Origin of the sequence: Caenispirillum salinarum (genome assembly GCF_044803115.1) — a bacterium.
Taxonomy (GTDB): Bacteria; Pseudomonadota; Alphaproteobacteria; order Rhodospirillales; family Rhodospirillaceae; genus Caenispirillum; species Caenispirillum salinarum_A.
Genome location: NZ_CP085224.1, coordinates 2787185 through 2800029, shown reverse-complemented (window position 1 = coordinate 2800029; position 12845 = coordinate 2787185). Strand labels below are relative to the sequence as shown.

The 12845-nt window shown below is 65.9% G+C and carries 10 protein-coding genes; 6 read left to right on the top strand and 4 right to left on the bottom strand.

Going from position 1 to position 12845, the window contains the following annotated elements:
- Positions 1–65: 65 nt before the first annotated feature.
- Positions 66–878, bottom strand: a complete 813-nt coding sequence (locus LG334_RS12785) for a hypothetical protein (protein WP_404378633.1) — start codon at positions 876–878, stop codon at positions 66–68.
- 268 nt (positions 879–1146) lie between these two features.
- Here LG334_RS12785 and LG334_RS12780 point away from each other — a divergent pair, with 268 nt between their 5' ends.
- Entirely contained in the window at positions 1147–6087 is a 4941-nt protein-coding gene (locus LG334_RS12780; protein WP_404378632.1) for an AAA domain-containing protein, read from the top strand.
- Complete coding sequence (locus LG334_RS12775; protein ID WP_404378631.1) at positions 6084–7610, top strand: hypothetical protein; 1527 nt, start codon at positions 6084–6086, stop codon at positions 7608–7610. The genes LG334_RS12780 and LG334_RS12775 overlap by 4 nt, the downstream gene beginning before the upstream one ends.
- A 179-nt stretch (positions 7611–7789) precedes the next feature.
- On the opposite strand, the gene LG334_RS12770 is transcribed toward LG334_RS12775, so the two are convergent.
- Both LG334_RS12770 and LG334_RS12765 read right to left on the bottom strand, forming a co-directional pair.
- Positions 7790–8119 (bottom strand): nucleotidyltransferase domain-containing protein, encoded by a 330-nt coding sequence (locus LG334_RS12770; RefSeq protein WP_404378630.1) that lies wholly within the window; start codon positions 8117–8119, stop codon positions 7790–7792.
- 208 nt (positions 8120–8327) lie between these two features.
- Positions 8328–9236, bottom strand: a complete 909-nt coding sequence (locus LG334_RS12765) for a DUF29 family protein (protein ID WP_404378629.1) — start codon at positions 9234–9236, stop codon at positions 8328–8330.
- A 763-nt stretch (positions 9237–9999) separates the two neighbouring features.
- Between LG334_RS12765 and LG334_RS12760 the strand changes: the two genes are divergently transcribed.
- The 3 genes from LG334_RS12760 to LG334_RS12750 all read left to right on the top strand — a co-directional run bounded on the left by LG334_RS12760 (position 10000) and on the right by LG334_RS12750 (position 11566).
- Complete coding sequence (locus tag LG334_RS12760) at positions 10000–10641, top strand: autoinducer binding domain-containing protein (protein ID WP_404378628.1); 642 nt, start codon at positions 10000–10002, stop codon at positions 10639–10641.
- Positions 10642–10725: 84 nt separating this feature from the next.
- Positions 10726–11346, top strand: coding sequence for an acyl-homoserine-lactone synthase (locus LG334_RS12755; RefSeq protein ID WP_404378627.1), 621 nt, complete (start codon positions 10726–10728; stop codon positions 11344–11346).
- Positions 11347–11356: 10 nt separating this feature from the next.
- The gene (locus tag LG334_RS12750) at positions 11357–11566 is read left to right on the top strand and encodes a hypothetical protein (RefSeq protein ID WP_404378626.1); all 210 of its coding nucleotides are present in this window, start codon (positions 11357–11359) and stop codon (positions 11564–11566) included.
- On the opposite strand, the gene LG334_RS12745 is transcribed toward LG334_RS12750, so the two are convergent.
- Positions 11559–11717 (bottom strand): hypothetical protein, encoded by a 159-nt coding sequence (locus LG334_RS12745; RefSeq protein WP_404378625.1) that lies wholly within the window; start codon positions 11715–11717, stop codon positions 11559–11561. The genes LG334_RS12750 and LG334_RS12745 overlap by 8 nt on opposite strands.
- Positions 11718–11852: 135 nt before the next feature.
- On the opposite strand from LG334_RS12745, the gene LG334_RS12740 reads away from it, so the two are divergent.
- The gene (locus LG334_RS12740) at positions 11853–12743 is read left to right on the top strand and encodes a phytanoyl-CoA dioxygenase family protein (protein WP_404378624.1); all 891 of its coding nucleotides are present in this window, start codon (positions 11853–11855) and stop codon (positions 12741–12743) included.
- Positions 12744–12845 lie beyond the last annotated feature (102 nt).

Below are 12845 nucleotides of genomic sequence, written 5' to 3'. Positions count from 1 at the left end.
GTGGGAAACCCGTGGCGAATGCATGTCACCGTATATCTCCAACAAGATCGGCAGTCTTCACCACATCACGGCGACGTCACGACGTCGATGTGTTCTTCGACTACGGCGTACAAGACGGCTGCATCCAACCGCCCGCCATCGTAACCCGTGGCCGCCTCGACGACGCGGTAGTAGAGGCGGTGGCAACTCGATGCCACCATACCGGGACTTGCCTGCCATTCGTCGCACCGCTGCCGAAGTTTTCCGACGATGGCCGTCGCGAGGTCTTCGGCGCTCGGACATTCGGTGCTCCAAATAAAATTAGCGATCACTTCCTCGTGGAACTCGCGAGAAGTACGGTTATCGAGAAAGCCCGCCGCATACGTCAGCGCGTCACGTTCTACCGCCTGAATGGACGCCCCCCGTCCGAGGCCCCGCTGGACCGGCCTGCGAACAAGGTTGGGCAGCACCTCGAGATCATGCTTCTGGTCGTCGGACAGGCCGTCATAGTCCCGGTTCATGCACGCTCGCCATACTTCGATACCCCGCGAGTCCGTCCGGAGCTTCGAGCCCGGTTCCTTGCCCGGCGGCGCGTTGGTGACGTAGGCGTACCTGATGTCCCGGTCGCCGTTCTTTGCGCGATGATAAAGGTAGTGCCCGATCGACACCGCCGCCGGTCGTCGCGTCAGAGTGATGCTGTCGCCGGAATGCTTCACTTGGTTGGTGACCGCGCAGGTCTTCCCGATCTGGTCGTAGTCTTCGGCTCCTTCGACGATGAGGCATTCGTCGGGGCCGAGATCGAGCCACGCATGCAGGATCAACCAGTTCTGATAGTTAAACCCGGCCTGGGGCGCGCGCGCCTGGCGGCGCGGGTCGCAGGCAAGAGGTAACAACGCCATATGTTTTCCTTCGTACAACTCGTGGCGATGTACCCGATAGCGACCAGAACCGCAATCCTTAGTTATAGACCGAAACGACCTGCAACTGGAGTATCGACGGCTGACGACGGCGGTCGCCGGTCCGCTGCGGCATCCGGCATGGCCGAAGCCGGGTGAGGACTGCTTCAGGGCTCGGTACGCATTGCCGCCGGCATGCATTGCAATTTCCTACCGGCTAGTATTATCTGGCGCGATCGTTTTGATTATCTACGATCGGTCGGTGCAGCCCATGCAGGTGACGTACGCCAACGCACAAGGAATCCACGCTCGCGAAATCAAGGGCGTACAGGCACTCAAGGAGAAGTTACCGGGCGACTGGTACGCCTTCGCAAACCTCGAGGTGATCCAGCCGGGCCAGAAGGGGCGGCAAGTCGACATCGCCATCGTCATGGACGACCGCATCATGCTGGCGGACATCAAGGACTGGAACGGGACGATCGGCAGCGACGGCGCCTATTGGTCCCAGAACGGCCGCTCGCCCGAGGCATCCCCGGTGCACAAGATCGCCGATAACGCGCGGCTCGTCGCCGGGCTTCTGAGGGGACATCTCAAGAAGCTGACACGGTCGAAGGGCGATCGGATCGACCTGCCCTTCATCGATAGTTGCGTCATCCTGACGGGGCGGAGCCGGTTCGAAGACGAGTTCGACGAGGGACAGCGGTCTCGAGTCTTCCACATCGACGAGTTCTGCCGCGTCACTTCTGACCCCAGAGAGCGGTACAAGCGGTTCCTACAACCCAAGTGGATCGACAAGACGAACCCGCTGTTGGCGAAGGACAGCCCGTGGCGACAGCGGCTGCAGTCGTTCTTCGTCGGGCGGAACGGACAGTTCCGCGCCCAAGAGATGACCTTCGGGGGCCATCGGGTCACCTCCGACGTCGTCTACGCCCACCCCGACCGCGTCTATGTTGAACACGAATGCGTCGAAATCAATTCCGACCGGTCCTCGGGCCTCCTCAGGCTGTGGGACTTCGGGAAGGCTCCGGTCAAGTTCGTCAGCGAAGAGTATCGTCATGACATCGCGGGGAGGGAGCAGCGGGTCCTGGCCCATCTCGCGGACCGGAACCCGGAGTTGGAACGCTTCTCCCTGCGCCCCAAAACGGCCGAGCCCGACACCGGAGTCCGCTACTGGGAAATTTTCGAAAAGCGGAAGCAGTTGCGCCGCCTGGGCGATTTCGTTTCCGCGGATCTCGGCCGTCATCGCCGTGAGGAGCGGATCGACGTTCTGCGGATTCTGCTAAGCCACGCCGCCGACCTGCATCGTATGGGTGCCGCCCACCTGGATCTCGGAGAGCACAGCGTCTGGGTCGAGATGCCGGCGACGATCCGGCTGTCGCATTTCCTCTGCGCGCACTATGGCGAGAACCGGTCGATCGCCGAAGACCGCTATGCGTTCCTGGGCAACAGAACCGTCCTCCCCGAGGATGTTCTCGGCAGCCGCACCGATCATTTCCGCCGCGACGTGTTCCTGTTGGGCAAGATCGCGCACCTGCTCCTGTTCGGGACCGCGGCGAAAGGCTCCGACGGCGAGCCGCCCGAATGGGAGCCAGGGGCCGATGCCGGCGGGGAGTACGAAGAGCTTCACGATTGGTTCGCGCGTGCGCTCGACACCGACCCGGAAAGCCGGTTCACCGATGCCGAGGCGATGCTCGCAGCCTTCAACGCGAGCCTCGGCGATCGGCCCGATGTCGGCGCTCTGATCGAGCGGCTGCAACGGTACCGAACCTGGAAAAGTATCCTGCAGGTTTACCAAGCCTATCCCCCCGCCGGGGAGGCCCTGAAGGACGACGACCGTGTCCTCGTCTACGTGTCGGGGACCGAAGGTAACCGCGTCCTGGTGAAGTTCTGGAAGTCCTTCAATTGGCAGGACGAGCGGACGGACGCGGCGAGACTGCTGGAATTCTGCGAGAGGGCCGAACTTCTCTCCCTGCAATCGGGCCGGGCGGTCGCGCAGGTGCGGAGCGTCGCCTATCTCGGGGACCATCTCCTCGTGGTGTCGGATCATGTCGGCGACGAGACCCTCGCGCAGACGGTTCCTGAAAGCGTTCCTTCCGTCGACGGTGCCCTGACGTTCGTGGATGAGTTGATCGACGCGGTCGACGACCTCCACGCCCTCGGCTTCGCCCACGGGGACCTGAGCCCGTCGAACATCGTCGTGAAAAGAGACGAGAAGGGGGAGTTCCACCCGATTCTCATCGACGTCCTCGAGTTCGGCGCCGACAGGAGCAATCCGGCCTACGCGCCGTCGCGGTCGTGCGGCAGCCTGGAGCGCGACCGGTTTGCCGTCCTGAAGATCGCGGAGGAACTGCTGGCCGCGGCGCCTTCTACCCGTGCGGCGGCTCCGGCCGTGGCGGAGGCGATCGAAGTGTGCCGCTCAAGCCATCCGCCGCTGTCGACGCTTCAACCGCTGAAGGATGCGATCGCAGTCGCGTTGCATCCGGCCGCCGAGGAGGCCGCTCCCCATGTCAGGGTCGGCCTGATGAGCGCGGATGCCGCCGGCCTTATGCTCGCCGACGAGGGCCGGTACTACGTCCGCGTCCACGGTGGCGCCGAACCGAAGGTCAGCGTCTTCGGCGCCGACTCCGAACTCCTCGTGTTCCTCGATCGCGACGGCCGGCCGCGACGAGCAGTGCTGAGGAGGGTCGACCAATCGAAAGTGGCAACCGCGGCGCGCAGGCACGACGCGACTGTACGCTGCACGATCGATATCGAAAACGTCCCTCAGTGGAATTTCCGAGACTTCGACCGGATCCTGTCCAACGAGGCCGTTCGCATCGCCCTGGGTGCCGCCGCGCCGGAGGACGTCGACGAGTCGGACGAGGAGGAGTTGGACGCCCCGCCTGCAGCCGACGGCACCGTCGAGGAGGATCAGGGGATCGGTGAGGGCGAAGGGTCGGTGGCGGACGAGGAACTCGACGTGCCGCTGCTGTGGCGGACCCTGATCGACATCGAAACTGAATTCTATACCGAAGTGGAAGTCGATGCGGACAGCCACTACGCCCGTGAAGCGGACCGTCACCTCGTCTCCTACTCGCCCGCCCGTGGCACCCTGGACTTCGACAGGAACGACAAAGTCGAAGTCCGGATGCCGCATCCGCGGAGAGACGAATGGATCAGACTGGGCCGGCTCGACGTCGACCGGACCAACGGCAGGCAGCTCGCGATCGACGATTCGTTCTCGGACTCGAGGCGGCGCGGCCCGCTCTGCCGGGCCGGCACCCGGTTGCGCTTCGACAGCCTGTTCGAACTCGAAGGCCGCAACCGACGGGATCGCGCAACGAGCCGGATTCTCGGCCACCGCTCGGTAATCCGCGATCTCGTGGATTACTTCGATCCAGCGGCGGAACCCGAGGTGCGCTCGTTCGGCCCGGCGCCCGACGTCGACCACCTGATGGGGTTCTACGGCCTCAATCGTTCGCAGGCCGAGAGCTTCGTCGAACTTTGGACGACGGGCCCGGTCGGTCTCCTGCAAGGTCCGCCGGGCACCGGCAAGACGACGTTCATCGCGGCCTTCATCCACTACGCGCTCACCGAAGGACGCATGCGGAACGTGCTGCTCGCGAGCCAGTCCCACGAGGCCGTGAACAATGCCGCCGAAGACATCATGCGGCTCTTCGGCGCACACGGCGGCATGCCCAGCCTGGTCCGGGTGGGGCAGCAGGGCGTGGTGTCGGACCCGCTGATGCCCTTCCACTCCGCCCACGTCGAAACGCTTTACCGCGAGCGATTCAAGGCGAGGCTGAGGGAAAACGTCACCTTCGCCGGCGAGCGCCTGTCGCTGCCGGAGGCCTTCATCGAAAAGTTCTTCCGGGCCGCTACGGCGCTCAGACCGGTGATTCGACAAATCCACAACCTGACGGTGGAGACCGCCGACCGGCGCGACACCGTCGACGGGAACGCCGCCCGTCTGGCGTCGTTGGCGGCCACGGCGGAGCAGATGATCGAAACGATCGGGCTTCCCGAGATCGACGTTCGGTCCGGGCTGGAAGAGGAGGAGCTGTTCGCGGCTCTGGTGGAGCGCCTGGCCGACGACTTCGGCGTCACCAATCGCGAGAACGTAAGACGGCTGCTGATGATCATGCGGCTGAGCGACGATTGGCTCGGTCACGTCGGGACCCGCCGACGAAATTTCGAGCAGTTCCTGGTCGGAACCCGGCAGATCGTGTGCGGCACCTGCGTCGGCCTCGGCCGATCCTCCCTTGGCCTGTCGGACGCGGTTTTCGATCTCGTGGTGATAGACGAGGCCGCCCGGTGCGCGCCCGGCGAACTCGCCGTCCCTCTGCAGTCGGCGAAGCGGGCGCTTCTCGTCGGCGATCACCTGCAACTCGAGCCGTTCCATGACCGGAACGTGATCGCCGCCTCGGCAAAACGTCTCGGCGTCAACGACGAGACGATCAGGGAAAGTGACTTCAAGCGGGCCTTCGCCTCCGGTCACGGGCGATCCAACGGCCGAACGCTCGAGGTGCAGTACCGCATGCTCGAACCGATCGGGGCGATGGTTTCGAAGGTGTTCTACGAGCCCGCGGTCCGGCTCGAACACGGCCGCGAGACTCCGAAACTCCCCGTCGGCATCGCGCCGGGGCCTTTGGACCTCCCCGTCACCTGGTACGATACCTCCGGGCTCGGCCGCACCGGCCACCAATCCCCCCTCGGCGCGAGGCGGAAGACGCTCTGCAACCGCGTCGAGGCCGACGTGATCGTGCAACTGCTGACGGACCTCGAGGCGGACCAGGCGTTCGAGGAGTGGCTTTCGCACCATGCCGCCGACGGCGAGCCGCCGATCGGCGTGATCTGCGGGTATTCCGGCCAGAAGGAACTGCTTTCCCGCAAGATCGCGGCCTCCGGCCTCACTCCCCGGTTTCTCGAACGCGTCAAGATCGACACCGTCGACAGTTACCAGGGCAAGCAGAACCTCATCGTCATCCTGTCGCTGGTCCGCAACAACGCCGACGGCTCGCACGGCACGATCCGGCAGGGCTTCATGAGCCGGCCCAACCGGATCAATGTCGCGCTTTCGCGTGCGATGGACCGGCTCGTCATCGTCGGGGCACGGACGGGATGGCCGGAGGACGGGCCGATGGCGGCCGTATCCGCCGCCGTCGCTTCGCTGGCGGCCGAGGGAAATGCAAGAATAGTGACGGTCGGTTCGACGACGGGAGAAGGGAAATGAGGGGAACGCTGAGACTGAATCCCCGCTCGGCGGACGACCGGGCGGAGCGGGACGAGGACCAGAATCATGCGCTGGAGGTTGATCATCTGGACTTGAAGTTACCCCTAAGAACATATGAAATAAGCTACAAGGTCGCGGAGGAGGGCGAGTTCTCCCTGACCACGGAGTTCCTGATGCGGCTGCTGAAGTCGCTCGGGCCGATAACCGAGGCGGAGATCGGGGAGTTCTTCAGCTTTACGGCCGACGAGACCTCGCACGTGATCAGCGTCGCGGAGCGCAAGGACCTCGTCTGCCGACAGTTCGGGCGGGTTCGTCTGACAGCGGCGGGAGAAGACAAGTTCGAGGGACCTGCCGAGACGCCGTCGCTCTACGAGGTTCGGCGCAAGATGCATAGGATACCGTTCGATCTGATCTCCTACTGTCCCCATCGGACGTCCCGCCTGAACGCGTTCGCGCGGACGCTGCCGGAGATCCCGGTGACGGACGCACGGACGGCGGCGGACGCCGCACCCCGCGTCCGCGAAGCGTTCCATCAGCATTTTCGCGAGATTCAGCACCTGTTCGGGGGCCGCGACGACGAGCGGACGGTGCTCTATTCCATCGACGAAGTCGCGGGGCTGGACCGCGGGGCGACGACCGTGCCGATGACCGTCACCGCCAGGAAGGATGCCCCAAGTCAGGTCGAGCCCGACCTTCTGGGGTGGAAGTCGGGCATCGACCTCGACAACCGAATGGCCGTGCTGACAGCCTGCGGAACGCTGCTGAAGAACCACACCGTGCCGTCCTCCTTCTGGGATCCGCGGGCCGCCGACTACCTGCAGGAGTGCGCCCCCGACCAGGTCGGAGGGTTCTTCCAGAACGGAAACCTCGACGGCCCGCGGTTCCTCCGCCGCGCGGCGGACCTGGTAGGAGAGTTCAGGAAGGACCGGAAAACCGTCCGGATATTCGGGACCCTGTGGGTGGAACGGAACTCCCGAAAGGTGCTGACGGCGGCGCTGGAACATGCGGTCGCCACGGATGAACCACCGCACGAGCCGCTGATCTGGCTTCGGCCCGCCACTCCCTACTGGGGGTGTTCGACCAAGTTCGACGGTCTGGTCGACGGCCTGTGCAAGCATCTGGTCGGCGAAGACGGCCCCGACCGGCTGAAATCAATCCTGCTGACTCACGACGAGAAGGAGTCCGCTTGGCGGTTCAGATCGGTGTTCGATTCGATAGGCACGTTGCGGCCAGGCCGCGTGCCACGGAACTTTGAACTGCTCCTCGTCCCCGGACGGTTCTTCGCGGCGCTCGTTCACGCGCCGATGGGTGCCGGCGACGGTTTCCCCATGCCGCTGGGCGTCGTCTCCTTCGACCGCGCGCTCCTGCCGACCGTTCACGAGCTTCTGAAGGAGGTGGTTGCGGCGGGAAGGCCGTCGGCCGTATCCGGAGAGTCCGCCGGGGATCTCACGGATGTCCTGCTTGAAGCCCTTCGGCTTCCCGCCGGTTTTCCAGGCCTTACCGACGACGGGCGGGAAAAGTAGCGCGTTTCCCGTTCCTGACCGCCGGGCCGGCCGAACGCGCATCCGAAGCACGTCGCCCGGTTCGCCGGAGATTGATCCTGGCGAATTAGCCGCCCTCGCGGCGTGGCACCCGTGTCGGTGCTCGTTTCGGCCTACCGAGCTTCGCCTTCGTGTGCGGCGACTCGTTCTGGTCTTTCGCGTCAGACGATCCGCCGTCCCTCGGTGCGGCAGGCGTAGGTGACCGACGCTGGATGCAGGTCGGCGAGCGGCCAGAAGAAGGCGCGGCGGGAGACCGCTACCACGGTGACGTCTGCCGCCATGCGGGCCGCCACCCTATGGGCCGCGGCCTGAAGGCGGGCATCGACGACCTGCAGATCAGCGTCGTCGGGGACAACGGCCATCAAATCGTAGTCGCTGTCCGGCCGGTGTTCACCCCGCGCTCGCGATCCGAACAGCCACACCTCGACGCCATCTCCGGCGGCGTCGCGGAGCGCGTGGGCGAGACGAAGAGTGAACGGCGCGTCAAGCATGAGGTCCTCGCGCGCTACAGAACTCGGAGCAAGTTCCGTCAGGCCGTTGTTTCGGAAGGTGCTGATCCTCCGCATCGATCATACGAGCTCGTGAGGGTCAAACGGCTCATGGACAATGGCTTCCATATAACTGTCAGTGCCTTCTAGCGTCGATCATCCGTTCCGCAGGCGGAACGCGCGGGGGGCGAACGGAGACTTGGGCGGGCTCTCAAGTATCAGACCTGGGTACTTCAACGAGGCCGTCCTGCGGCCGTACGCGCGCTTCCAGGCGTTTGCCGACCACATCGGGGCACGTGGCGGGCGTCACTCCGGCCACGCGCGCGGCGACTGCGGCGACCGGGCAGGATTGAGCGCGGCGGCGCCCGTCGCGCCAAGCCTTCTCGATCAGCGTCTCGAAGCGGGCGGGAGCCGCAAGCGCCGGAATTCCCTGCGCCCGTATCGCCACATCGTTCTCGAGGCCCGCGACGGCCGCGCGCCAAAGCCGCCGACGCGACTGCGTCACCGGCACATCGACCGCTTCGGCGTTCAGGTCGACGGCGGCGCCGTCGGAGGCAGCCAGAAGTATCTCCATTTCGAAGAGCACGACGAGACGATCGTACACCTCGCGCGCGGCCTGCCGACCGAGACCCTTCAACTCCTCGACGACCGTCGGCACGTCGATCTCGGCGAAGACCGTGGGGTGCGAGGCGGCAGCACGTCTGAGGGCGGACGACTGCTCCCGGGTCCAAGCCTCGAAGTCAAGATCGTGGAGCCGATCCGACGCCCGAATCAGGCGGCCCGCTTCATCCAGGCCGACCCCGACGCCGCGCCGTCGCCGCTCGGCGAAGTAGGCCTCCTCCTCCGGCGTCGGCTCCGACATCTTCTTGCTGAAGGCCTCAAGCCACGCAGCATGCTCTTCGGGCGTCAGTTCGTCGGGGGATGCCCGGCCCGCCAGGGCGGCTCGGAGGCGGCCACCGACGATCGCCCGCGCCGGCTCCGGACTCGCGCCATTGTGCCGGCCCGTCGCAAGGAGCACGGCGTGGATCGGCGCCCGATCGTCGGGCAGGCGGCGCAAGTACTCGGCCGCGTACAAGACGGATGCTATCGCGACGCGATAGAGGGAAGCATCGATGCGCATGGCGGCCTCCGTGCAGTACCCGAACCGAAAATACGCCACGCCGCGGCGCCGGCATAGCGGGAACGCGACGCCGCACCGGCACCGGACATGTAACCTTCCCGCATTTCAAATACGCGAAAGTTACATTTCAGAGATACCGCCGGGTTTCTGCTGAGCAGAGGCCGTGGCGGACCTCGTCGCCGCCGGGATGGCGCGGACGAGCTCCGGCGGGAGGTAGAGCGGTCGGTGGGAAAGCGGGCGTGGCGCGCATGGTCAAAGCATGTCCCTCGTCGTGTGTTCGTAGGCTGGAGCGGACCGCCGTGCCGGCCCCGTCTCAATCCTCTTCGACCCTCAACCCGCACCGGTTCCCCGTGGGTCCCTCTCTTCGGCTGCGTCAACAGCGAAAAACGCGTGGCGGCTCCAGCCAGTCCCGGCCTTCCCACTCCGCTGGGCGGTTCCGGGGGGAGCCCCCTCTACATGCCGCTCACGAGAACGACCGTTCGAGGGCCTTGCACCTGTTCCGGTCGTTTCGACGGCACCGCTGGCTTCCGTGGTTCGTCTGACGGAAATTGGGCGGGCTGACGGCGAAAGCGGTGACCGTGGAGGCTCCGCAATGCCGGCCTCGTCGATTTCCTGCAGCCGCGACGACCTATACCTCCGTTCAGCCTGTATCGTATGCTTTACTGCGTCTTTCACGGGAAAGGGGACTAGCGTGAGGGATAAACTTCTTCTGGACTTCCTCCACAGGTCGTCAGCGGCCTCGGAGTTGGCGGACCTCGAGCGCATGTTTCGCGGCGTGATGCACGACCTCGGCTTTCCGCATCTCGTATGCGGCGTGCTCAGGCAGCCGGAACGTTACGGAAAGGACGGACCTCTCCTGATCGCGGGGTTTCCGGAGCACTGGCTCGAACACTACTACAAGAGCGGCTACGACAAGATCGATCCCATGATCCGGTTCGCCGGATGCAGCGCCATGCCGTTCCGGTGGAGCGACTTCACCGTGCCGAAGGCGGAACGCCGGGTGCTGGACGATGCGGCTGCTGCGGGCCTGCACCACGGCCTCGTCGTCCCGATCCACGGCCCGGCCGGCGACCTGTTCTGCGCCAGTCTCGCAACCGACCTGGGCGATGCCGCGCGCGAGGCGCCGACGCAGCTCATCCGCCTGCTCACCGTCCAGTTCCAGTCCGCCGTCCTCGGACTGCAGCCCTCCCAGGCCATGCCGGACCCGCCGCGCCTATCGCCGCGGGAGGCGGAGTGCCTGACGTACTGCGCGATAGGCAAGACGAACTGGGAAATCGGACGGATTCTGAACATCTCGGAGAAGACGGTCGAGTTTCACCTCACCAACGCGATGGCGAAGCTCGAAGCCGGGACGCGTGTACTCGCAGTGGTCAAGGCGATTCGCTTCGGCATGATTGCGCCGTAAAATCAACTAGGAGGCGCCCTAGTTAACTGAAGAAGAGGTTTGTGTTCATTCTTCCGCCGCCAAACAAACCGGCAGGAAAGAGAAATGATACACGCCATCAACTGGGCGAACGCCCACCTGCATGACGGGGCGCTCTACGACTCCCACAGGCTCCGCCACGCGATCTTCGTCCGCCGCACCGGCTATGACGTCCCGACGTACGAAGACGCCGAATACGACCAGTTCGACACGCCGGCCGCCGTATACCTGGTACACCGCGGGGGCTCGGGCCGCGTGGACGGGGTGGCCCGGCTCGTCCCGACGACGCGGCCGTACATGCTGCGCGAGCTCTGGCCGGACCTCGTCGAGGGGCCGCTGCCGGAAAGCCCTTCTGTCTGGGAGGGTACGCGGTTCGGCATTGACGCCGGACTGGCCGTAGACGAGCGGCGCAACGTCAGCCGCCGGCTCGTCGCCGCCTGCCAGGAATTCGGCTTGGACCGCGGCCTGGAGGCGATGCTCGTTCTCATGCCTCCGCTGATCCTCAGAAGCGTCATCCGGTCCGCCGGATGCGAAATCGAGCCACTCGGGCCCGTCAAGAGGAAGGGTGGAATCCCCGTGCAGGCGGCGCGGGTGCCGATCTCCGAGGCTGCCTTGCGCGCGGTGCGCGCGGTCGGCGGCATCCGGGGCGACGTCCTGGCGCCGCCACCGGCGGCCCGTGCCGCGTGAGGAGGCGAACATGAAGGACAAGGTCACCGTCCGCGGGCGTGAGCCGCACGCCGCCCACCGCGAGATCGCGGAGGCCCTGCACTGGCTCCACCGCCAAGCCGTCGAGGCGCGCCTGCCGGCCGGCAGCGTCACCGCCATTCGCGAGGCGGCCGAACTTTGCACGCATGCTCCCGCTGTGGCCGACGAGGAAGCGAAGGGTCGGCTCATGTGCCTCATATGAGCGCGAACGAGGCGCCGGCGACTCCCGGTGCCGCATCGTGACCGTCCGCGTCCGGCACAAACGCGCGCAGCAGTTCGAGAAGCGCCTGCGCCGCCTCCGGCGGCAGCGCCCCCGCGAGCCTCACGAGTTCCGCAATTTCCTCATCCGTCACGGCCGACCTCCTCTCAGTGGTCCGCCGATCATCGCGAAGCGCCGCCGCCCCGGAAACCCCGGAGAATCCCCAGCCTAGGGAATTCCCGAGGGTGCGGCGGACGCACCATCCCATCCGAACAGTCAGGAGACCATCATGATCCGTCCCGAACTCGTCCGTCTTCCCGCCGCCGCAGCGGAGCCGGGCCGCATCGCCGAAGCCCTGGACCGCGACGGCGCCGTCATCATCGAGAACCGCTGCGATGCCGCTCTTCTCGGCGCCGTCCGCCAGGACCTCGCGCCCTGGTTCGATCGAACCCCGCCGGGCGACGGCCTGTTTTTCGGCCGCCGAACGGTGCGGTTCGGGGGCGTCATCGTCAAATCGACCGCCAGCCAAGATCTGTGCCTCGACGATGCGGTCCTGCGGGCGGCGGAACACGTCCTTCTGCCGCGCTGCTCGGCCATCCAGCTCAACCTCTCGCAGGCGATCTCCATCGGCCCCGGCGAACCGGAGCAGGTTCTGCACGGAGACGACGAGATGTGGCCCGTGCCGCGCGGGAGCGGCGAAAACATGATCAACGCCATGTGGGCCCTGTCCGAGTTCACCGTCGAGAACGGGGCCACCCGGATCGTCCCCGGCAGCCACCGGGAGCCCATTCGGCGCGTCGCCGACCCCTCCGAGATCGCCTACGCCGAAATGTCACCGGGTTCCGTGGTTCTTTGGCGGGGATCTGCGCTGCACGGCGGGGGCGCGAACTGGACCGACGGCCATCGGAGGGGCGTGGTCATGAGCTACGCGCTGGGATGGCTGCGCCAGGCGGAGAACCAGTACTTGGTCGCCCCGCCGGAGGTCGCCCGGAGCATGCCGTCCCGGCTCCGGGATCTGCTCGGCTACCGCGTCCACGTGCCTAGCCTAGGCCATTTCGAGGGGCAGGATCCGTCCATCGTCTTCGAGAATCCGGCTGGAGAGCCGCAGCCGTTCCGCGACCACCTGCCGAGCGAGGCCCGCTCCGAACTCGAGGCTTATTACGGCGTCGCCGCGGAATAGGCTCCGGTCCTGCGAGCCGATGCCTCCCCCACCGGCAAGACGCCGAAGGGGAGGCATCGGGCTGGTGCCGTCGCACGGGCTGGAGATTCGTGTTTGACTCTT

What these genes read in the sequence shown, in the direction of transcription:
- LG334_RS12785 (WP_404378633.1), bottom strand. Translation starts at nt 878, where the DNA reads ATGGCGTTGTTACCTCTTGCCTGCGACCCGCGCCGCCAGGCGCGCGCG.
- LG334_RS12780 (WP_404378632.1), top strand. Translation starts at nt 1,147, where the DNA reads ATGCAGGTGACGTACGCCAACGCACAAGGAATCCACGCTCGCGAAATC.
- LG334_RS12775 (WP_404378631.1), top strand. Translation starts at nt 6,084, where the DNA reads ATGAGGGGAACGCTGAGACTGAATCCCCGCTCGGCGGACGACCGGGCG.
- LG334_RS12770 (WP_404378630.1), bottom strand. Translation starts at nt 8,119, where the DNA reads ATGCTTGACGCGCCGTTCACTCTTCGTCTCGCCCACGCGCTCCGCGAC.
- LG334_RS12765 (WP_404378629.1), bottom strand. Translation starts at nt 9,236, where the DNA reads ATGCGCATCGATGCTTCCCTCTATCGCGTCGCGATAGCATCCGTCTTG.
- LG334_RS12760 (WP_404378628.1), top strand. Translation starts at nt 10,000, where the DNA reads ATGTTTCGCGGCGTGATGCACGACCTCGGCTTTCCGCATCTCGTATGC.
- LG334_RS12755 (WP_404378627.1), top strand. Translation starts at nt 10,726, where the DNA reads ATGATACACGCCATCAACTGGGCGAACGCCCACCTGCATGACGGGGCG.
- LG334_RS12750 (WP_404378626.1), top strand. Translation starts at nt 11,357, where the DNA reads ATGAAGGACAAGGTCACCGTCCGCGGGCGTGAGCCGCACGCCGCCCAC.
- LG334_RS12740 (WP_404378624.1), top strand. Translation starts at nt 11,853, where the DNA reads ATGATCCGTCCCGAACTCGTCCGTCTTCCCGCCGCCGCAGCGGAGCCG.